Source organism: Secundilactobacillus kimchicus JCM 15530 (assembly GCF_001433995.1).
Classification (GTDB): Bacteria; Bacillota; Bacilli; order Lactobacillales; family Lactobacillaceae; genus Secundilactobacillus; species Secundilactobacillus kimchicus.
This window is the reverse complement of the sequence record NZ_AZCX01000002.1, coordinates 159,086-179,176: the sequence shown is the minus strand read 5'-3', so window position 1 is coordinate 179,176 and position 20,091 is coordinate 159,086. Positions and strand designations below refer to the sequence as shown.

Annotated in this window: 20 protein-coding genes; 8 read left to right on the top strand and 12 right to left on the bottom strand. The window is 47.6% G+C overall.

What is annotated here, in order from left to right; translation table 11 throughout:
* Positions 1-10 precede the first annotated feature (10 nt).
* Positions 11-922 (top strand): proline-specific peptidase family protein, encoded by a 912-nt coding sequence (locus FC96_RS03320; RefSeq protein ID WP_054659282.1) that lies wholly within the window; start codon positions 11-13, stop codon positions 920-922.
* Positions 923-1,116: 194 nt separating this feature from the next.
* Here FC96_RS03320 and FC96_RS03315 read toward each other — a convergent pair whose 3' ends face one another.
* Both FC96_RS03315 and FC96_RS03310 read right to left on the bottom strand, forming a co-directional pair.
* A complete protein-coding gene (locus FC96_RS03315; protein ID WP_056942005.1) occupies positions 1,117-1,716 on the bottom strand; it encodes a L,D-transpeptidase in 600 nt (199 codons plus the stop codon).
* Positions 1,717-1,738: 22 nt separating this feature from the next.
* Positions 1,739-3,289, bottom strand: coding sequence for an ABC-F family ATP-binding cassette domain-containing protein (locus FC96_RS03310; protein ID WP_054659278.1), 1,551 nt, complete (start codon positions 3,287-3,289; stop codon positions 1,739-1,741).
* A gap of 149 nt (positions 3,290-3,438) precedes the next feature.
* Here FC96_RS03310 and FC96_RS03305 point away from each other — a divergent pair, with 149 nt between their 5' ends.
* Together FC96_RS03305 and FC96_RS03300 are read left to right on the top strand one after the other, a co-directional pair.
* Positions 3,439-3,816, top strand: a complete 378-nt coding sequence (locus tag FC96_RS03305; protein ID WP_252192357.1) for a VOC family protein — start codon at positions 3,439-3,441, stop codon at positions 3,814-3,816.
* Between the two features lie 13 nt (positions 3,817-3,829).
* Positions 3,830-4,507: a CPBP family intramembrane glutamic endopeptidase gene (locus FC96_RS03300; RefSeq protein WP_056942004.1), complete on the top strand. Its 678-nt coding sequence runs from the start codon at positions 3,830-3,832 to the stop codon at positions 4,505-4,507.
* Here FC96_RS03300 and FC96_RS03295 read toward each other — a convergent pair.
* A complete protein-coding gene (locus tag FC96_RS03295; RefSeq protein ID WP_056942003.1) occupies positions 4,502-5,344 on the bottom strand; it encodes a homoserine O-acetyltransferase/O-succinyltransferase family protein in 843 nt (280 codons plus the stop codon). The two genes, FC96_RS03300 and FC96_RS03295, sit on opposite strands and share 6 nt — an antisense overlap.
* 620 nt (positions 5,345-5,964) lie before the next feature.
* Here FC96_RS03295 and trpX point away from each other — a divergent pair.
* The 3 genes from trpX to FC96_RS03280 are packed head-to-tail and all read left to right on the top strand — an operon-like array spanning position 5,965 to position 8,628.
* The gene (gene trpX / locus FC96_RS03290) at positions 5,965-6,963 is read left to right on the top strand and encodes a tryptophan ABC transporter substrate-binding protein (protein WP_056942002.1); all 999 of its coding nucleotides are present in this window, start codon (positions 5,965-5,967) and stop codon (positions 6,961-6,963) included.
* Positions 6,963-7,862, top strand: coding sequence for an ABC transporter permease (locus tag FC96_RS03285; RefSeq protein ID WP_056942167.1), 900 nt, complete (start codon positions 6,963-6,965; stop codon positions 7,860-7,862). The genes trpX and FC96_RS03285 overlap by 1 nt, the downstream gene beginning before the upstream one ends.
* Positions 7,855-8,628: an ABC transporter ATP-binding protein gene (locus tag FC96_RS03280; RefSeq protein WP_056942001.1), complete on the top strand. Its 774-nt coding sequence runs from the start codon at positions 7,855-7,857 to the stop codon at positions 8,626-8,628. The genes FC96_RS03285 and FC96_RS03280 overlap by 8 nt, the downstream gene beginning before the upstream one ends.
* A 52-nt stretch (positions 8,629-8,680) precedes the next feature.
* Here the strand turns inward: FC96_RS03280 and FC96_RS03275 are convergent, their stop codons facing one another.
* The 7 genes from FC96_RS03275 to FC96_RS03245 form a co-directional block, all read right to left on the bottom strand.
* Positions 8,681-9,550 (bottom strand): NAD(P)-dependent oxidoreductase, encoded by an 870-nt coding sequence (locus FC96_RS03275; RefSeq protein ID WP_054659268.1) that lies wholly within the window; start codon positions 9,548-9,550, stop codon positions 8,681-8,683.
* An 18-nt stretch (positions 9,551-9,568) separates the two neighbouring features.
* Entirely contained in the window at positions 9,569-9,889 is a 321-nt protein-coding gene (gene trxA / locus FC96_RS03270; RefSeq protein WP_056942000.1) for a thioredoxin, read from the bottom strand.
* The gene (locus tag FC96_RS03265; RefSeq protein ID WP_056941999.1) at positions 9,864-10,643 is read right to left on the bottom strand and encodes a TerC family protein; all 780 of its coding nucleotides are present in this window, start codon (positions 10,641-10,643) and stop codon (positions 9,864-9,866) included. Before FC96_RS03265 ends, trxA begins: the two co-directional genes overlap by 26 nt.
* 215 nt (positions 10,644-10,858) lie before the next feature.
* Positions 10,859-11,482: a glycoside hydrolase family 73 protein gene (locus tag FC96_RS03260; RefSeq protein ID WP_082593226.1), complete on the bottom strand. Its 624-nt coding sequence runs from the start codon at positions 11,480-11,482 to the stop codon at positions 10,859-10,861.
* Between the two features lie 11 nt (positions 11,483-11,493).
* The gene (locus tag FC96_RS03255; protein WP_056941998.1) at positions 11,494-14,196 is read right to left on the bottom strand and encodes an HAD-IC family P-type ATPase; all 2,703 of its coding nucleotides are present in this window, start codon (positions 14,194-14,196) and stop codon (positions 11,494-11,496) included.
* Positions 14,197-14,282: 86 nt separating this feature from the next.
* Complete coding sequence (locus FC96_RS03250) at positions 14,283-15,260, bottom strand: linear amide C-N hydrolase (RefSeq protein WP_056941997.1); 978 nt, start codon at positions 15,258-15,260, stop codon at positions 14,283-14,285.
* Positions 15,260-15,505 (bottom strand): hypothetical protein, encoded by a 246-nt coding sequence (locus tag FC96_RS03245; RefSeq protein WP_056941996.1) that lies wholly within the window; start codon positions 15,503-15,505, stop codon positions 15,260-15,262. Before FC96_RS03245 ends, FC96_RS03250 begins: the two co-directional genes overlap by 1 nt.
* Before the next feature lie 188 nt (positions 15,506-15,693).
* Between FC96_RS03245 and FC96_RS03240 the strand changes: the two genes are divergently transcribed.
* Positions 15,694-18,405, top strand: coding sequence for an MMPL family transporter (locus FC96_RS03240; RefSeq protein WP_056941995.1), 2,712 nt, complete (start codon positions 15,694-15,696; stop codon positions 18,403-18,405).
* Positions 18,406-18,451: 46 nt separating this feature from the next.
* Here FC96_RS03240 and FC96_RS03235 read toward each other — a convergent pair whose 3' ends face one another.
* Positions 18,452-18,883, bottom strand: a complete 432-nt coding sequence (locus FC96_RS03235; protein WP_054659262.1) for a MerR family transcriptional regulator — start codon at positions 18,881-18,883, stop codon at positions 18,452-18,454.
* Between the two features lie 165 nt (positions 18,884-19,048).
* Here FC96_RS03235 and FC96_RS03230 point away from each other — a divergent pair, with 165 nt between their 5' ends.
* Positions 19,049-19,507 (top strand): C40 family peptidase, encoded by a 459-nt coding sequence (locus tag FC96_RS03230; protein ID WP_056941994.1) that lies wholly within the window; start codon positions 19,049-19,051, stop codon positions 19,505-19,507.
* Positions 19,508-19,581: 74 nt separating this feature from the next.
* Here FC96_RS03230 and FC96_RS03225 read toward each other — a convergent pair whose 3' ends face one another.
* On the bottom strand, positions 19,582-20,010 hold the full coding sequence (locus tag FC96_RS03225) for a GNAT family N-acetyltransferase (protein ID WP_054659258.1): 429 nt from the start codon (positions 20,008-20,010) through the stop codon (positions 19,582-19,584).
* Between the last annotated feature and the right edge of the window lie 81 nt (positions 20,011-20,091).

Below are 20,091 nucleotides of genomic sequence, written 5' to 3'. Positions count from 1 at the left end.
GGGATTCTTGATGAAACAAGGCACAACCATTTTAACGCTTGATAACGGTTATCACCTCTGGACTAACACTCAAGGCGAAGGTGACATCCACCTTCTTGCCCTTCACGGTGGCCCCGGTGGCAATCACGAATACTGGGAAGACACGGCCCAACAACTTAAAAAGCAAGGCTTAAACGTCCAAGTTCACATGTACGACCAACTTGGCTCATGGTATTCCGACCAACCTGATTACAGCGATAAGGCCGTTGCCGACAAATACTTAACTTATGATTACTTCTTAGATGAAGTAGAAGAAGTCCGTCAAAAGCTTGGTATTGACAACTTCTACCTGATTGGTCAGTCATGGGGTGGCGCTTTGGTCCAAATGTATGCGGCCAAATACGGTGACCACTTGAAAGGGGCCATTATTTCCAGCATGGTCGATAACATCGAAGAATACGTTGAACATGTTAACCAAGTGCGCGAAGACTTGCTGCCTGCAGATGCCGTTGCCTACATGAAGGAACGTGAAGCAGCCGGTGAATGGGACGACGCTAAGTATCAGGAATACGTGGATGTCTTAAACGACAACTACGTCGACCGCAAAAAGCCTGCTGCCATTTCCCACCTGATTAGCACCATGGCCACTCCTGTTTATAATGCCTTCCAGGGTGACAACGAATTTGTTATCACCGGAAAGTTGAAAGAATGGCACTTCGAAGACCATTTAAAGGACATCAAGGTGCCAACTCTGTTGACCTTTGGCGAGCACGAGACGATGCCGCTAGCAACCGCAAAACGCATGGCTACCGAAATTCCAAACGCTAAGTTGGTGACGACGCCTGAAGGTGGCCACCATCATATGATCGATAATGCACCTGTTTACTATGATCATTTAGCAACATTCATCCGCCAAGTCGAAGACGGTACGTTTAATAAATAGCACTTAACCCAAAATCTCCCAGCCATTACCGGTTTTCAAAGAATCGGTAATGACTGGGGGATTTTAAGAGAGCGTTAGACCACAGGTTACCGTCGACAAGGATTACCTTAACCAGCCATATCATACAACAAAACCCGATTCCAACAAGTTCGCCGGAATCGGGTTTTGTTGCGTGACACGCTTTTGTGGGGTCACTAATAAATATTAACCGGCGTTCCAACCGGCACTGTTTGATACAGCCACTTTGCATCCGGAACACTCAACCGGACGCAGCCATGAGAGTTGGATTTCTTCCCTAGATAAGCGGCCTCCTGACGATTGTACTGACCACTGGCGTTGGTCGGTACCGTATGGAACAGGTAAATGCCGTGATCCTTAAAGGATACCCAGTACCGTGCGCCCTCTCGTGACCCTTGGTTGTAGAAAAAAGTTCCCCGCTCGGGTTGAATACGAAAGTGACCCTTGGGCGTCGTGTTGTTCTTACCGGTCGAAGCGTACATCATGTACACCGTCTTATGACCGTCACGAACGGCTACCCGCTGGTTTTTCGTCGAAACCAACAGCGATGGCTTTTTCAGCGCTTGCCACTTCGGGTATGGCTTATTTTGCGAAGGCTTACGCCAGTTAATGTTGACCGTCTTAGTTGGCTTCTTGGTCGTCTTTGACTTCGTCGCATGCTTGGCTGTCTGCGTTTGCATGCCCTCTACCTGCGTGTGAACAATGGTCCCAATGCCCAGCACACACACCACAGCAACGAATATCGCTAAAGCGATCATTCCGGTTTCTTTTTTCATCTGAAGACCCCCTAAATCTCGACTACTTGGCTGCTTTTAAACTCAGTTTTTCAACGTTTAGCACCTTATCGGCGAGCCCATCATAAAAGCTCACTTCATGACTCACGATAATTGCGTTACCCGGAAAGGCATTGATGGCATCCTTTAGCGCCTGCTTGGTTTCGTCGTCCAAGTGGTTCGTCGGTTCGTCCAGAATCAAAAAGTTGCTTGGCTCAAATTCCATCATGGCGAGCTTCACTTTCGTCTGTTCCCCACCAGAGAGCTGGCCGATTGGCTTCATCGCATTAGCCGAATCCAACCCACACTTAGACAATTTCGTGCGAATGGCTTTCTGTGGCAGCTTATCGTATTTTTCTTGAATAATCTGCAACGGCGTCTTCGATTCATCATCCCAAACCAGATCTTGGCTGAAATAACTCACGCGAGCCGACGGCGAAAACTGGGCGGAACCGCCCTTTGAGTCAATCAAACCCAAAATAGTCTTAATCAAGGTTGATTTACCAACCCCGTTAAACCCTTCGAAACCAACTTTTTGATTCGTATTGACCGAGAACGTCACCGGTTTCAATAGTGGCCGGTTGTATCCCACGGATAACTGATCCACGACTAAGGCATTTTGCGACCCAGTATCGGCATATGGAAAATTAAACTGGGCCTGCACATTCGTTGACGGCGGATCAACCCGCTCCATCCGCGCTAGTTTCTTTTCGCGAGATTTTGCTTGGGCTGATCGTGTTCCGGCCTTAAATTTCCGAATGAAACGCTCGTTTTTCTCAATTTCAATTTGCTGCTTTTCGTACTCGCGACGTTGCGCTTCTTCACGCTCTTGCCGTTGGCGCATGGCCGACTTAAAACTACCACGGTACTTTGTTATTTTACCAAAAGCCACGTTAATAATACAATTTGTCACTTGGTCCAAGAAGTCATAATCATGGGAAATGATCATGGCCGCACCATCAAATTCGTTCAGATAGTCAATCAACCAATTGATGTGAGCAGTGTCCAAATAGTTCGTCGGCTCATCTAATAAAATCACATCCGGGTGTTGTAGCAGTAGCTTCGCCAAAATAACTTTTGACCGTTGACCACCCGACATTTCAGCAACTTCATGAGCCCGACCAATATCGTCTAGCCCCAAACCAGTGATGATTCGCTCAATCTCCGTATCAAGATCATAAAAATTGGCAGCCTCTAACCGCTCTTGGATCGTCCCGGCCCGCTCCAGTAGCTTATCATCCGCTGTTTCTGCATAATCTGCGTAATAGCGGTTCATCTGATCATTTAACTGATACAGTTCATCAAACGCCGTATGCAAGAAATCAATCAGGGTCATCCCTTCTGGAATATCGGCATACTGGTCTAAGTAGCCCACGTGGATGCGTGGTTGCCACTTGATAGCCCCTGTCAGTGGCAGTTCATCGCCAATCAAGATTTTGATTAGGGTCGATTTGCCGACGCCGTTTTGGCCGACAATTCCCATATGTTCACCTTTGTTAAGTTGAAAACTGGCATCGTCGTAAAGCTTTTTATCAGCAAAACTCATGCTCAGGTCTTCAACATCTAATAACGCCATGTCATGGCCTCCTTAAAATAGACAAGCGACCAAAAGAGGTCGCCAAAAAATGCGTCTTTTAAAAGGTAACATGAAAGTGGCGGATTGGGCAACTGGTTTGCCGCTTTCTCGTGCTATAATTGTTCCCAACACCACATATTATAGTAAGGATGAGAACTGTGAATATTAAATCAATTGATAGTATCACCATTGTCGTGACCGACATTGCGCGGGCCATACGGTTTTACCACGAAGTCTTTGACCTCCCCATGGTTAATGGGAGTAAGACCACCCTCCAAGTGGGGGGGAAGCAACAACTTCAATTCGTCACCCCTGACACGGCAGGGCTCCACAGTCATGGAGCGCCGGGCAACAGCGAATTGGCCCTCGCCACTAAAGATCCGCTGGCCAAGACCCTCGCCCACTTGACGAACTACGCCGTTGAAATTGACGATGGTCCAGTCGCCTATCAAGGCGCTACGGGACCAGCAACTGCCCTTTGGCTGCGCGATCCTGATCACAACCTAATTAAACTCGTCTGCTATTAGTGGGAGGTACCAGATGACCCATAAAGTCCTTCATTGGCTAAAGCACGTGGTTTTGCTGATTTTATTACTGGCCGCTTACTTAACTAATTCGTTTCTCCTAGAGGTTGCCACCGCCACGGCCCATTCAGCTCCTAGCTTGGCCATGCGTTTCATTGGTCTGACCCTGATGAGTGCCGCGGGACTCCTTGCCCTATTCACTTGGTACTACCGGCGTCAACTTCAGGCTGAAAACCCAAGAAACTTTGGCAAGACGCCCGTCCGCTTTAACTCGATTTTAATTGTCATGACCACTTTTATTGCACTTTTAGCCGTCCAATTTCTCTGGATGCTCCTCATTGTCAATCACATTTTGCCGACGCCCGATAATCAAGCGGCAGTGGAGGCAGCGACCAATCAACTGCCCTTTTGGAACAACGCTTACGACGTTTTCCTAGCACCGATATTTGAAGAATTTATTTTCCGTGGGTTCTTTTTTAACTTTTTCTTTGTTAAAAATCGCCCACGAGACACCTGGTTAGGCATTCTCATGAGCGGTTTGGTTTTTGGTTACATGCACACCCTAAGCTTGTCCCCAACGATGCTGTTCTATTCAGCCCTAGGCTGTCTGATGGCGTGGACGTACCTACACTTTAAAGACATCCGGTACAGCATCGCCCTTCATTTTCTCAATAACCTATGGGCGATCCTATAGGTTAGCTAGGGTATGGGTTCGAACTTGAGACAACCAGTTGTTATATAACTTGACGCTATCTTGGTGCCACGTATTCACGGGACAAGCCGCCGCAAAGTAATTTTTCGGCAACTGAATGGCTTGGCCCTTTTTTTGATCCCGGCGAAATTCATTGATGAGCGTCTCTGTTTCGTATTCTGGGTGCCCACTGATGTACAAGCTGCGCTTTGCGGGGTTAGATAACACGATTGGGCCAGCCTGACCATCTTCAACTAAGGTGGTGATGCTGGAGGTATCGGGCTCGGGCAACGTCGCATGCCGGGACTGAGGCATCGAAACGGTGGCTAAGCCGGTTGTCAACGGCGTGTTGGCGACTACCTGAGAACGATAGACCCCAAAGACCTTCTGAGCAGTCACTTGCTTTTCAATCCCCGCATCCACGAATAACGCCGCCTGAGCTGCCCAGCATTCAAAGATGGTCTGATCAACGTGCTGGTCACGCCAGTCTAACCAAGCCTGAAATTCCGCCCAGTAATCGACGTGAGCGAATGCCAAGGTCTCAACCGGTGCTCCAGTGACAATCAGACCGTCGAAATCTTGATAAAAAATGTCATCAAGTGTCACGTAATGGGCTTGCAGCGCAGCTTCATCCGTATGTCGACTTTGATGGGTGGCCATTCTAGCAAACGTAACCCTAACATCTTGGCTGAGTGCCGCTAGTAAATTAACAAATTGCCGTTCTGTCTCCAGCTTATTCGGCATCAAATTAACAATCACCAATTTTACCGCCGAAGCGGTCGTACTACTCTGCGCAGCTAACTGCTGTTTTAAAAATCCATTCTCTAACGTGACGGTCATCGCAAGCCCTCCTTATAACATCAAAAAAACGTCCCTGATTAATTCCTTAACCAGGGACGTTTTCGCGTGATACCACCCAAATTCATTTATTTCTCACAAAATAAATCGCATGAAGTCAATTGACTTCGGCACTGTATCGGACGCCGACCGTGGCCCTAGCCGGTAATCCGACCGCACCAGTCTCCAAGTTCATCTTCATGACAATCGGCTACCCTGTCACACCATCCCAGCGCTCTCTTTAAACCGATAACTCACTACTCTTCTCTTCTTAGACTCATTCTATTCTCATTGACTGTTAATTTATCACGCCATGTTCTTCTGGTCAAGCAAGATATTTTGCATCTTGACGCCTTTTAGGTGATTTGATTATAATGAGAGTACTTTATATGGGGGAATTCGCATGACAACTTCTTGTCAACAACTGAATACCTATTGGCAAAGCCGGTAATCAAACTGCTACTTCGGGTGCGGTTTGAGGAATGTGAAACACGCATCCATGCCGGTTACTTTGTAATGCGAGTGACGCTGCATGAGACCAACCTTGCACGTCGCTTACGACGACTTTCTGTGCAGGGAGTCGTCTTTTTTGTTTTAAAAAATACTATGTTAGGTGGTTAACTATGAAACGACTGTACGGATTAATTGCTATTATTCTCGTCTTTCTAGGGTTTGCTTTCGTTCAGGAACAAACTTCCTCAACCGGGCGACCCAGTGCCGGAAAACCCACGGTCGGCATTCTTCAACTCATGTCACATCCCGCTTTGGATGCCATTCACCACGGAATCATCAAGGGATTGGCTGACGATGGTTTTAAAGCCGATCGAGATGTCAAAATTGACTTTCAAAACGCTCAAAATGATCAGAGTAACCTTCAGACCATGAGTAACCGGTTCGTGACGGAGGGGGCCAACGTGGCTGTCGGTATTGCGACACCGTCGGCTCAGGCACTAGCTAACGCCTCTTCCAAGATGCCAATCGTGTTGGGCGCGGTAACGGATCCCAAGGGGGCTGGCTTGGTCAAAAATAACCAACATCCCGGCGCTAATATTACTGGGGTGTCGGACCAAGCCCCCCTCGCCCAACAACTAGGCTTAATCAAACGCTTGATGCCACATATGAAGACGCTCGGCATCATGTACACGTCAAGTGACGATTCTGCTGTGACCCAGTACAAGGAATTTAAAGCCCTGTGCGATCGGGAACACGTGGCTTTGAAAGCCTACTCAATCTCAAACACTAATGACGTCCAACAAGTCTCTCAACAAATGGTTCAAAACGTGGACGCCGTTTATGTCCCAACCGACAACACAGTGGCCAGTGCGATGCAGACGCTGGCCAATAATGCCACGGCCGCTAAAGTACCAGTCTTCCCAGCCGTTGATACTATGGTTAAAGACGGTGGCCTTGCAACATACAGTATTAACCAATACAAACTCGGGATCGAAACGGGAAAAATGGTCGCCCGCATCTTGAAGGGTGAAAAGCCTGGCGATATGCCAATCAACTACTTCAAGCACGGCGATCTGACTCTCAACATGACGGCAGCCAAAAAATTGGGTATTACATTCCCAGCAGCCCTCATTAAAGAAGCACAAGCGAAAGGAGAGATCTTTAAATGATTGGATTAGGCGTATCCGCAGTCGGCCAAGGACTGCTCTGGGCCACGCTTGGCCTCGGTTTATTTTTAACATTTCGAATTCTTGATTTTCCTGATATGACCGTTGAAGGGACCTTTCCAATGGGGGCAGCCGCCTGTGTTGCGGCGATTAATCAGGGCGTTGACCCACTTTTGGCCTCTCTTTTGGCCTTTGGTGTCGGAATGCTTTGCGGCCTCGCCACCGGTTTACTTTATACCAAAGGCAAGATTCCCATTCTCTTAGCTGGGATTTTGGTCATGACCGCTGCTTACTCGATCAACCTTCGAATTATGGGCCGGGCGAACTTGACCCTCCTTAACAAACCGACTCTGTTGAAGCTGCCTTTCTTAAAAAGCATGCCAATGTACTTTGACAGTGTGACCCTTGGAATGATCATTATTGTCGTCTTGACCCTTCTTTTGGTCTACTTTTTACAGACCGATTTAGGACAGGCCTTCATCGCAACCGGTGATAACGAAAAAATGGCTCGCTCGCTGGGTATCCGTACCGATAACATGAAAATCATGGGCCTGATGGTCTCCAACGGCATCATCGGCTTAGGTGGTGCGTTGGTCGCCCAAAACGACGGTTACGCAGATGTCAGCATGGGAATCGGCGTCATCGTCATTGCACTAGCGTCCATCATCATCGGTGAAGTGGTTTTTGGCGAGTTGACTTTGAATCAGCGACTCATCGCCGTGACCCTTGGATCAATTCTATACCGTTTCGTTTTACTTCTTGTGTTGAAACTCGGTTTTTCAACCAACGACTTAAAGCTACTCTCCTCAGTCGTCTTGGCCTTATGCATGATGCTACCGGTCTTTCAACGGTTATTTAACATTAAAAAAGTGATCAAACGGGGGGTGACTGCTCATGAGTAACCCGATTCTTGAATTGCGCGATGTTGTGGTCAACGTAAACCAGAACACGGCCGAGCAAATTATGATTTTAAAACACCTGAACCTAACAATTAACGATGGCGACTTTATTACCGTTCTCGGGTCAAACGGCGCCGGAAAGTCAACCTTATTTAATGCAATTGGCGGAAACCTCCCCATTGATTCCGGAGATATTTTACTCCACGGTAAACCGGTCGGCCACGAATCTGAGGAACAGCGGACACGCTTCTTGAGTCGGGTTTTCCAAGACCCTAAGCTCGGAACGGCACCACGAATGACTGTCGCTGAAAACCTCCTTTTGGCTGAAAAGCGTGGCCAGCGTCGTGGGCTGGTGCCTCGGCATTTAAAGCAGGCGATGCCACATTTTAAAGAAATCACTTCAACCATGAACAACGGCTTGGAGCAGCGGTTAAACACCCCCACTGGCAACTTATCCGGTGGTCAACGACAAGCGCTGAGTTTCTTGATGGCAACGTTAAAACGGCCAGACATCTTATTATTGGATGAACACACAGCCGCCTTAGATCCCAAAACCTCGCAACAATTAATGCGAACGACCAATGAGCGCATCACTGACCAACATCTGACTTGTTTGATGATCACACATCACTTGGACGATGCCTTGACGTATGGTAACCGACTGATTGTTGTCAACGATGGTCAGATTACCTTTGACGTTTCAGGCGATGCTAAAAAAGCGCTGACGCAAGATAAGTTACTCGAATTCTTTAACGATTTCGAAGGCTAGCACCAAAAAGCCACCGTCCTTTTAAAAAGTACGGTGGCTTTTTTTAACGCTGCTACACCCACCCGGCGTAGAGCTTAATAAGCGCCTGGGTGCCCAAATTTCCTAACTGTTTTTCATCGACCATTTTAGCATAAAGATCGTGCGCCAACTGCGTTGCTGGAAGCTCAATTTGCATCTTGTCAGCTTCTTCTAACGCAATCCGGAGATCTTTTAAGAAATGCTTCGCATAAAACCCCGGATTATAGTCACCGGCCATAATGCGCGGGGCGTAATTTGCCATACTCCAGTTAGCGGCACCACCGCCATTAAGCGTGGTCAATACCTGGTCAACTGGTAGTCCAGCACTTTTAGCATAGACCATCATCTCAACCATCCCGGTCATGGTGCCCGCAATCATGATTTGATTCGCCATTTTGGTGTGTTGGCCCATTCCGGCTGTGCCAAAACGGTTAACGTGCGTTCCCATTAATTCAAACAGCGGCAAAACCCGCTGGTAGGCTGCGTCGTCACCGCCAACCATGATGGTCAGCGTGGCATTTTTGGCCCCAACGTCGCCACCGGAGACGGGAGCATCTAACGCTGCCACCTTTTGCGCTGTTGCTTGAGTCGCAATTTCTTGAGCCAAAGCAGGCGAGCTCGTCGTCATGTCTACAACGACGGCCCCTTCATGAATCCCAGCAAAAATTCCGGCGGTCCCAAAGTACACTTCACGTACGTCTTTGGGGTAGCCCACAATTGAAAAGACCACGTCACTATCAGCAGCAACTGCCGCGGGCGTCTCTCGCCATTTGGCACCCTGCTCGATTAACCCCGTCGCCCGTTGTTTTGTCCGGTTATAGACGACGACCTCGTGACCGGCAGCCAATAGATGACTGGCCATTGCAGCACCCATAACGCCGGTTCCAATAAATCCCAACTTCATGAAAGGCCCTTCTTTCCGCTACTGTGACGCCAACTTCTTATCTAAATAAGTCGCTAATTTATCTTTCGGGTATAATCCAGTCACTTTTTCGATCGCTTTGCCATCCTTAAAAAGCACTAAGCTCGGAATACTCATCACCTTATAGGTCATGGCTAATTCCTGGTTATTGTCGACGTTTAGCTTAGCAAACTTAATTTGGCTCCCATAGGTTTCCTCCAACTGAGCCAAGACGGGATCCATCATCTTACAAGGGCCGCACCACGGCGCCCAAAAGTCGACCCATACCAACCCATCAGCCGTTTCATCTGCGAGGTTATCCTTCGTGAGTGTCGTTGCCATTCGCCTGATTGCCTCCTTTTTGACGTTTGTTAACCGCATGAATGATCAACGTAATGACCACCGCGGCCAACACGATAAGACCAAACAACGCGGCTGGAAATTCAATGTCAATTGCTGGGATACTGATAAACAACTTAATCGCAATCAAACCAATCAACACGTAGGCCATGGGCTCCAATTCGGGGATTTTCCGCATCAGCCGCATGATAAACTCTGCGATTCCACGCATGGCCAAAATCCCAATCATTCCACCAATCAGCACAATTACTGGGTTCGGTGAAACAGCCAAGGATGCCAAAACCGAATCAATTGAAAAAATGATATCCATCATTTCAATTTGGATCACAACCGACCAGAAAAGTGGAATTCGGCGCTTTTTCTCGTTCACGAGCTTACGGGTATGCTTAACGCGCGACTTTGAAAAGTACTGGAAGACCAGCCAGATTAAGTAGCCGGCGCCAATCACTTTTATTTCCCAGAAATGAATCAGGTAAACGCCAATCCCGATAACGATAAACCGGAAAATATAAGCGCCCCAAATCCCATAGAACAGAGACTTTTCTCGTTGTTCCTTCGTGGGCAATGCTTGCGTCTGAGCTGCTAGCACAACCGCGTTATCCACCGACAACAAACATTCAATCAAAACTAATGAAAAAATGATAAGCCAGTCACTACCTGATGAAATAACCGTTTCCCAGTTATGAAGATCGAAAAACGGCCCATAAAGTTTGCCAATTAAATCGAACAATTGCATGAATCTCTCCTTTTATTTGCCTAGCCATATCATACAAGTTATCGTTTGAATGAACAACCAATTTACCTGGCTTGTGATTAAAATGATGTAATGTTTACAAAAACGATACAAAGTTGTTAACCATCAACAGCACAAAAAGATACGGTAAGCCTGAACGTCATCAAGCCTACCGCATCCGATAGTCGTCCATCTAAATTTTGAGTGTAGTCAGTCGCTTATTGCGTCGTATCAAACCGGGTTAACCGGTACGCATCAATAACGTGAATGACCTTAGCCGCGTAGTTGGGATCAGTGGCATAACCGTTATTTTGAAGCGCTCGAGCCGCCACGGCATAATCGGTCGTTCCCGCTGGCACGAATTTGTCTGCCACCACCGTGTCATGATCCACAATCGCCGCCTGAAGGTTGGGATAAACCCGGAAGTAATCATTGATCATCACCCGTTTGCCATTATAAACCTCAGCCGTTGGGTACAACTTAGTTTGACCGTTATAACTCCCCTTCATCCCAAACGGGTTATTTGCTTCCTTGAAAAGTTGCGAATCTCCCCAGCTGGACTCGATGATTGCCTGCGCAATGACAATGCTTGGAAGCACTTGACGATTCGCATGGTAAACCCGAACCGCTGGTGTTGCTAGCTTCCGAATGAATCGACGTTGTTTCAACTGGGTTGCAGACAGCTGAGACGACTGGGTCGTCGGCTGATCAGCGGTCCGACTGACGTGATCCAGTAACCCCCGGACCCAAAAGCCACCACCAATCACGATCAACGCAATCACAAAAATAATTGGTGCGGCACTTTGTTGGAATTTTTTAATTTGGCGTTTCTTGTTAGCCACCCCGTTGCCTCCTAGTTGTTTAAGGGCTTACCACCCCGCCGACGATTTAGTTGGATCCGAATCATTTTATCAACTTCAGCGACCACAAGAACGACAAGTCCGCAGGCGGCTGAAATCGCCCATTGTTGCCAAGTCATTGGGGCTGTCTTGAAAATAGTCTGCATAAACGGCAAGTACGTCAAGCCGAGTTGTAGCACCATCAAGATGCCAATGACAATAAACGCAAGTTTGTTTTCAAACAAGGTCTTGGAGATGGCCAGCAGGGGTGTCCGAATGTTGAAGAGGTAAAAGACCTTCCCCAACACAATAATGTTAACGGCAACCGTACTAGCCACCATTTCGCTGACGCCTTGTCCCGTTAGCACATCAAAAGCCACTAATCCCATAACGGCAATGATGATGGAGACATACGTCATCTGGAAGACGTCGTGCTTATTCATCAACGACCGGCCGGTTTGACGTGGCGGTCGATCCATAATGCCCGGTTCAGCAGGCTCGGCAATAAAGGCGAACTGAATCGTGATTGCCGAAACCATGTTAATCCACAACAACTGAGTTGGTACTAACGGTAACGCTTGTTGGAACATAATGGAAATTGCAACAATCAAACCTTCGGCAAAACTTGTTGGTAGCAAGAAGAGAATCGACTTTTTAATGTTGTCGTAAAGCCGCCGACCTTCCCGAATCGCAAAGTCCATCGTACTAAAATTATCATCTGCCAGCACCATGTCTGCTGAGTCCTTAGCAACGTCGGTCCCTTTAATTCCCATCGCCACACCAATATCAGCTTGTTTTAAAGCGGGCGCGTCATTGACGCCGTCTCCAGTCATCGCAGTCACTAACCCGTTCGCTTGGTAAGCGCGCACGATGTCTAACTTGTTTTGCGGGGTTGCCCTAGCAAACACGTCATATCGGGTAATAACGGCTTTGAGCTCGTCAAACGACAATGCATCGATTTCAGGTCCTGTGATGGCTTTAATATTATCTGACAAACCGAGCTTTTCACCAATAGCCGTGGCTGTCACTGGATGGTCCCCAGTAATCATCTTCACTTTAACCCCAGCCCGACGCATTTGCTTCAACGCGTCAATGACTTCTTCACGCGGCGGATCAATAATGCCAACGACCCCCAGCATGGTCACGCCTGAAGTCAGTGCATCATGGTCAACTTCAGTAATCTGATCACTGACTGGTTTCACGCCGACGGCCACCACCCGCTTCCCCTGTTGAGTCAGGCTATCAATGATTGGTTGCCACTCGGCGGCATCGAATCCACCGGCAGAACTTGCCATTGAGAAGAGCTTATCTGGTGAGCCTTTGATCATGATGACGTGTTGCCCACTCGTTTTGTCCACGACCAGTTTTGCAATGTAGCGATAATCCGAGTCAAACGGAATGCGATCCAGTTCAACGTTTTCGGGCTCTTGATCAAACTGCTTCCGGTAGAGCGTCAAAAACGCCCCATCAGTTGGTTCCCCGTTGATCGTCCACTGACCGTTTTCTTCGTTTAAAAAGGTGTCATTGGCTTCGAAGCCAGAAATTAACAATTGCGTTAAATCGGGGTCCGCCGACAAATCAGCTGGTTGACCATCTAACAAGATGGTCCCATCAGGCGCATATCCGGTTCCCGTCACTGTATAGTGGTGAGTTTTAGTGTACACGTCTTGGGCCGTCATTTCATTTTTAGTTAGCGTTCCGGTCTTGTCCGTTGCAATAATGTCAACTGCACCCAGCGTTTCAACCGCAGGCAACGTCTTCACGATTGCTTGGTGCTTCGTGAGATTCCCAACTCCAAGGGATAAAATGACCGCCGTTGAAGCCGGTAACCCTTCTGGTAACGACCCAACAATCATAGTCACAACAGCCAATGCCAGCGTTGGCAAGGCGTATAAATGAATGATCCAACCGTAAATAAACAGGGCAACCGCAATCCCGACAATGACGTAGGAAATCCATTTTCCTAAACCATCCAGTTCGCGCATTAACGGCGTCTTGACTTCCTTAACTGAACCGACACTCTTTGAAATCTGACCAATTTCAGTTGCTTCGGCCACAGCAGTGACAACTGCCGTTCCTGATCCGTTCGTCACAGCAGTCGAGGCATAGGCCATATTCTGACGTTCCGCAAGGGGTGTCTTGGCATCCGCCAGCGGGGCGAAATTCTTTTCGACAGAATCGGGTTCCCCCGTGAGCATCGACTCTTGAATTCGTAAGTTATCGGCGTCCACGATTCGCAGATCTGCAGGTACGTTATCGCCCGCTTCAAGATAGACGATGTCGCCGACCACCAACTGTTCTGCGTCGATGTCTTGGCGCTTACCATCCCGAATCACCGTCGCTTCCTTACTCAACAGATTTCGGATTTTATCTAGAGCGTTGGCGGCGCTCACCTCTTGATAGTACCCGATGAAAGCATTAATGATGACAACCAACAAAATAACGGTTGCATCTGACCAATGTCGCATGATTAGCGTTAACACAGCGGCCAGTAACAAAATATAAATAATCACATTCTTAAACTGGCGCAGAAAAATCACCCATTTAGGGGTCACGTGTGCGGTAAGGGCGTTGGGGCCATTTTCGGCCAGTCGCTTATCAGCTTCCGCTTGCGACAAACCATCCGCCGTATCAGTTTGGAGTGTCCGTAAAACCGTTTCTTCGGGCATCGTAAAAACCGAATCCGTGCGTGGCTGCTGCTTAGGGCCATCTTCCATTTAATCATTCCTCCAAATTCAAACATTTATTATGAGATTACTTATAGTTTACCATGTTCGGTTAACCGACGCGAAGCATTGAGCAGCTAGTTTAAGGAATTTGTTAGCAGTTCGTCAAAGGCCCCGTAAAACCGGGGTTCTTGCCACGTCAGCATCGCTTCAGTCAGTTGCAATTTAACCAAGCCCAGTCGGTTATAGGGTTCAAAATAGTACGTGAGTGACTCCGTGACCGTGGCGGCTCGGTAAATTGAATAGTTACGTTGGTACTCAGTCAATTTGGGCACCGTCACGCTATTCAATAAATGCCACTCACTAATAACGGCGTCCGCTTCGTCTCTGGGCTGGTCCGCCTTTTCCTTATAATAAGCGGCTCGGATAAACCGGGCACTTGGCGTGTAGGAACCACTTGGCACTTTTTTCCCCGAAAAGTTTCCGGTCGTCACACGTGGCGTATTAGGAGCAACCTTTCCAGCCAAGAAGGCGGGCGTAAACGTCACGTAATCGTTTAACTGTTCCAGCTGACGTTCAAAATTATAGGCGTTTGTTAGAATTCCCAACGGGTTATCAACGATGCGCATGGGCTGATGTGACGTCTCAATTGCCACCACCCGTCCCGTGGCATCGCTGGCAACAAAGTGCAACTCTGGCCGACCAAAATTCTGCCGAGCTGATTCGCCGTCCATCATTTCAAATTCAGCAATGTGAGCTTCAATCTCGGCAATCGACTTAAAATGGCCCAGTAAGTATAAGGGAAATTCAAACGGAGCTAGCGAAATCTTATCATCGTCGGCATATCGAGCAAACACCGAACCGTTCGTAAACGTTAATTTCTGAACACTCAGGCCGTGCTCGTTAATCCCATCTGACACGTCAATTTCATCATCATGGGGCCCACCGCCGCCGACAATGGCGTACTTGTTCGTGTAGGCCGCGTTATCGTAAACAGAGTGCCACCGATACTGCCGCGGAATAAACAGGGGCGCTGCTCCCAACGTATGCCAGTCCATTGTCCGGCCTAGGATGTGAGTCCCATCCAAGGCCACCTGGTAAATGCTCGTACACATTATGGTTCATCTCCTGTCTGAGTACCCGTTAAGAAAGCGGTAAAGACTTGGTCAATTTGCCGTTGTTGCCGTTCAGTCAATTGCTGACTTTTTTGCTGGTTTAAAATTGGGGCAGCCACTTTGAGATAGGCAAATAGAATTTGGCTCGCATCCATTCCGTACTGTTTTGCCAATTGATTGGCGACCGCATATCGATTGTCGCCATTTAACGCTGCGAATGATTGAAATTCATCGTGTTGGTTCATTAGAACTCCTCCTCTGATTGTTGGAAATTTCATTGTAGTCAAGGCCACCTAGAAAGAACAGAAAAACCACCTGAAAATGGCACATACCTTAAAAAAAGCGACTAACCCTGCCATCAGACAAAAAGCTATGTTAGAATAAATGGTACAATTTGAAAAAGAACTGCAACAATTAAGGGAGATACATACGAATGAAAGAGCGAATTCGAAGTTTGCACGAGAACCGAATTTTCGCGTTAATTATCTGGTTAATCGCGATCTTTGCGGCTATTGTGCTGATGCAAAACACTACCAGCCTGATTCAACAAAAGGGACAACCACAACTGGCAAATGATAGCCAGCCGGTTGTCGCTCAAAGTATCCAACGTGATTGGGGACGTGACGTTGGTAATACCTATAACGTGACTGCGGTCTTCAATAAGGCCTCTGGTCAAATTGGGTCAACCGAGCAGGCTGCAATTGACAGCACCATCAGCAAGCTTCAAAGTCACCAAAAATTCTATGGCATTAAAGCCATCCAAACACTTGCAACCAACCCAACTGCCCAAGACCAATTTTTGTCAGCTGACAAATCAACTGAGATTGTCCAACTTTCAATTGATCGAAATCAGGGAGAAATTCGGGTCATTGCTAACCAACTTCAAGGCCAACTGAGCACCACCGGGCTGGATAGCTATGTGACGAGTCCCGAAATCGTTAACGATGTTGCAAACCAAAAAATCAGTCAAGTGACGACGGTCGCAACGGTCATTCTCTTTATTTTAGCACTCATCATTATGGGGATTTTGTTCAAATCCCTCGTTGCACCAATTATCAGTACGCTGGCCATTTTAATGGCTTACGTCGTGTCTTTAAGCATTGTTAACAACTTAGCGGTTCACTTGAACTTTGCTTATTCTGAATATACGCCACTTATGGTGATGTTAACCACCATTTTACTCGGCTTAATGAGTCACTTCGTTTTACTTCGACAGTTTCGCCAACAGCTTGAGGACGGCAAACCCGCCAATGCGGCCATTAAGGACAGCATTCGTTACGTTCGCTACTTCTTACTTGTCACTGGCATCACGTTAGGCCTCACCTTTGCTGGTTTCGCACTCTTCAAGTTCTCAACGCTACGGGCGGTTGCGACTCTTGTAGTTCCCGTTATCCTAACGATTCTCGCAACGTTAACCGTCTCACCAATCTTTATGAACCTCCTTGGTGAACGCTTCTTCTGGCCAGCTGTTGCTAGCGAACCGCACCAACACGGTTTCTGGAACCGAATGACCCGTTTTGGCCTCTGGCAACCCATTGTGGCCATTATCGCTGTTTTGTACTTCGTGGGTCCGTTTGCTTATAGCTACCGAAATAATCTGAATTTTAATGCTTCTAATACCCTCGAATCCTCACAACAATCCCTGACCGGAATGCGGGTTCTAAACGCCCACTTCACTCAGGGAAAGGCAACGCCAGTTACCATTTACGTTAAGTCAAGTGACCGCTTAGACAACGAAAAATCCCTGCTCCAACTGGATAATTTAACCACTAAGTTACAATCAATGCCCGGCGTCTCAGGTGTCACTTCACTCACCCAACCAAATGGTCAGCCCATTGCTGAAAACTACGTCAATAGCCAGCTTAATGACTTCACAACTGAGCTTAAGGGGGCAACAGACCAACTTGATGATTTGACGGACAGCCTGAAGGATGACCGAACTAACTTAAATCAGGTCAAGCTATCATCCGACGCTGACAAAATCGATTCGTTGGCTTCCCGTTCATCGCGCCTGGTCAGTGACACAACGACAGTTCACTCCCAGGTTGATGAAATCGCCGGTCGGGCAAACGTTAGCCAACGTCGGAGCGCTTCCAAGCTTGTTCGTCGGTACCAACGCCTTTTGAACTTGATCAACACGCAACTTCAAACCGTATCCAGCAACATGCGCGCCTTAAGCGACGAATTATCACAGAACCAAACGGATGCTAGCGATGTCAGCTCAAATGTTTCGAGTTACACCACGCAGATCAAAGATGTGCAAAATGATTTGAAAAAGACCACAAAGAGCCTATCAGGACTCGTTAAGTCTTACAATGACATTTACAATTACTTGTCAGCACTACAGGCTTCTGACGCTGCTAAAATCTATTATCTGACGCCAGAGCAACTGACAAGTTCTCAGTTCCAACAATCCCTAATGACCAACACCAGCGAAAACTATAAAACCACGACCTTGCAGGTGACGTTGAAAGACGCGGCTAACGCAAAGAATACCGCTGCCACCGTTCAACGCCTTCAAGACGAAGTCTCAACCCAACTTCAAGGAACTTCCTTAAAGAACGCAGACGTGGCTTATGCTGGTCAACCGGTTGTGCAAAGCACCGTTCAATCTGCGCTGCTGAGTCAAATTGGTTGGATTGCCCTCTTGATTGTCGGCGTCTTCTTCATTGTTCTAGCGATCGTGAGCCGCTCTGTCCTCCAAGCTTTCTATTGGTTACTCACCTTTGGCTTGGCAGCCGCAGCGGCAACGCAACTCGCTCAGATGATGACCGCCTTTTTAAGCGGCGAGACAACCTTCAATTGGCAAGTGCCGCTCATTGCGATGGTTCCAATCCTCATTCTTGGTGTGACGCAACTGATGCAAGTTGCCATTAACTACCGGTACAACGACCTACCGTTCATTGACTGGCTACTCCCAAGTCTCACTGAGATGGGCCAGACGCTTCGTCACCGCCTATTTGCGGTTGTCGCCTTCAGTTTGGGCCTTCTCTTTACTGGGTACGCCCCAATCGTAACGGTTGGTTGGATCATGATTTTCACCGTTCTCATTTTCAACGTCATCTTGCCAATTTTAATCGCAGCGTTTGGCAAGCTAACGGTCACATTACCACAACATAAACCTAAGTCTAAGCACCGTGCTTAACAATAAAAAAAGGCTATCGGATTAAATCCGATAGCCTTTTTTGTTCTCAACGAATCTCATAGTTAATGTCGGTCCCCCGAGTGTGGGCATATAAGTGCTTTTGTTGGTCCCCATCAAACACACCAAGGTCGATGACGGCCCCGCCATCTTCAAAATCAACGCTGGTGACGCTGTGCCGAATAAACTGACGAACTGCCGTCAGGTATTTAATGGCGCTGCGCATTTGCGAAACTGCACCTTCCAACGTATACCCATCATCAAGGTAGTGCTTGATGATTTTAACCGAGACGTAAGCAGCGTAATTATACGACCGCGCCCGCTTGTCATCAGTGCGATCAAGGGATTTAATGTAGCCACGCTGCTCCCAATAACGGAGTTGACGCGGTGAGACGCCGGTCATCTTACTAAGTTCACCAATTCTAAATACGAAGTCGTCGAACGAAAATACGGTTGTGAGTTCTTCAAACGGTATGGCCATTTCAATGTCCCCTTTTTTAAACCTGACCCTATTATTTCATGAAGACCAATTAAGTTACAATTATTACGAATTTATTTAACCACATTGACACTTGATTGTTACACGACTGTCACATTCCATTAGTAGTATTGGGAGCGTACATAAATAGGGGAGTGTTACTTAATCATGAAGAAGTTTTTCACTAAAGTTTTGTTGGCCTTCGTTGCCATTATCAGTTTCTCAGTTGTGAGTTTCCACGAAACAGACGCTCACGCTGCCAGCTTTACAAGCGTTTATCAAACGGCTAAGAACTACCTTGGTACGCCATACGTTTACGGCGCCACAGGTCCTACCTCATTTGATTGCTCAGGCTTCACGAGTTATGTCTACAAGAAAGCGGCTAAGGTCACTTTACCTCGGACGGCTCAAGCTCAATATAACAAGTACGACCACGTGTCAGCCAAGACTGCCGAAAAGGGCGACCTCGTCTTTTTCGGTGCTAGCAAGCTTAGCATCAGTCACGTTGGAATGTACATCGGTAACGGTAAGATGATTGACGCCCAAAACCGTGGGGTCGTCATCGAAAAGATCAACGCCCCTTGGTGGAACGCTGTTGGCTATGCCCACGTTACTGATTTAGATTAATTTTTGACATATCATTGTTTCAGGTAACACCCTATCACATAAAAAGCGCGACTCAGCAATGGGTCGCGCTTTTATTATGCCTCAATGGTGAGCACCATCGCCTGATGTAAGATGCCCACTTCTTCAAATGGTGCTCCCACTGGCTTGAATCCTAGCCGCTCATAAAGACCGATGGCTGTCTGCTGCGCATTTAAGGTCACCTCGGTGCCCGCTGGTTGAGCTGCCAATATTGTCCTGAGCAACTCACTGGCCAAATGTTGACCACGATACTCGGGAAGCGTCGCCACCCGTTGCACCTTCACAGTACTGCCACTGGGCGCTAAACGGGCCGTCGTTACCGGTTCGTCCGCCACATAGCCCACATAATGCACCAACGTTGCGTCTAACGGATCAAATTCAAGTTTTGGGTCAATTCCCTGTTCATCAACAAAAACCGCTAAGCGAATCATTTTAGCCGCTTGATAGATGGTACCAGTGTTGCCAAGTTCGTGTTTAACAATCATTTTTTTGCTCCACATCTTCAATCTCATCAAATGTAAGCGCTTATGCTATACTGGGGCCAAACAATCAATGAAAGTAGGCGG

Bases quoted from the DNA above. Each gene is read 5' to 3' on its own strand.
- FC96_RS03250 (WP_056941997.1), bottom strand. From the start codon at position 15,260: ATGTGTACGAGCATTTACCAGGTGGCCTTGGATGGGACTCACATCCTA.
- FC96_RS03310 (WP_054659278.1), bottom strand. From the start codon at position 3,289: ATGGCGTTATTAGATGTTGAAGACCTGAGCATGAGTTTTGCTGATAAA.
- FC96_RS03240 (WP_056941995.1), top strand. From the start codon at position 15,694: ATGAAAGAGCGAATTCGAAGTTTGCACGAGAACCGAATTTTCGCGTTA.
- FC96_RS03320 (WP_054659282.1), top strand. From the start codon at position 11: ATGAAACAAGGCACAACCATTTTAACGCTTGATAACGGTTATCACCTC.
- FC96_RS03315 (WP_056942005.1), bottom strand. From the start codon at position 1,716: ATGAAAAAAGAAACCGGAATGATCGCTTTAGCGATATTCGTTGCTGTG.
- FC96_RS03225 (WP_054659258.1), bottom strand. From the start codon at position 20,010: ATGATTGTTAAACACGAACTTGGCAACACTGGTACCATCTATCAAGCG.
- trxA (WP_056942000.1), bottom strand. From the start codon at position 9,889: ATGGCAACGACACTCACGAAGGATAACCTCGCAGATGAAACGGCTGAT.
- FC96_RS03255 (WP_056941998.1), bottom strand. From the start codon at position 14,196: ATGGAAGATGGCCCTAAGCAGCAGCCACGCACGGATTCGGTTTTTACG.
- FC96_RS03300 (WP_056942004.1), top strand. From the start codon at position 3,830: ATGACCCATAAAGTCCTTCATTGGCTAAAGCACGTGGTTTTGCTGATT.
- FC96_RS03305 (WP_252192357.1), top strand. From the start codon at position 3,439: ATGAGAACTGTGAATATTAAATCAATTGATAGTATCACCATTGTCGTG.
- FC96_RS03275 (WP_054659268.1), bottom strand. From the start codon at position 9,550: ATGAAGTTGGGATTTATTGGAACCGGCGTTATGGGTGCTGCAATGGCC.
- FC96_RS03235 (WP_054659262.1), bottom strand. From the start codon at position 18,883: ATGGCCATACCGTTTGAAGAACTCACAACCGTATTTTCGTTCGACGAC.
- FC96_RS03265 (WP_056941999.1), bottom strand. From the start codon at position 10,643: ATGCAATTGTTCGATTTAATTGGCAAACTTTATGGGCCGTTTTTCGAT.
- trpX (WP_056942002.1), top strand. From the start codon at position 5,965: ATGAAACGACTGTACGGATTAATTGCTATTATTCTCGTCTTTCTAGGG.
- FC96_RS03295 (WP_056942003.1), bottom strand. From the start codon at position 5,344: ATGACCGTCACGTTAGAGAATGGATTTTTAAAACAGCAGTTAGCTGCG.
- FC96_RS03280 (WP_056942001.1), top strand. From the start codon at position 7,855: ATGAGTAACCCGATTCTTGAATTGCGCGATGTTGTGGTCAACGTAAAC.
- FC96_RS03245 (WP_056941996.1), bottom strand. From the start codon at position 15,505: ATGAACCAACACGATGAATTTCAATCATTCGCAGCGTTAAATGGCGAC.
- FC96_RS03230 (WP_056941994.1), top strand. From the start codon at position 19,049: ATGAAGAAGTTTTTCACTAAAGTTTTGTTGGCCTTCGTTGCCATTATC.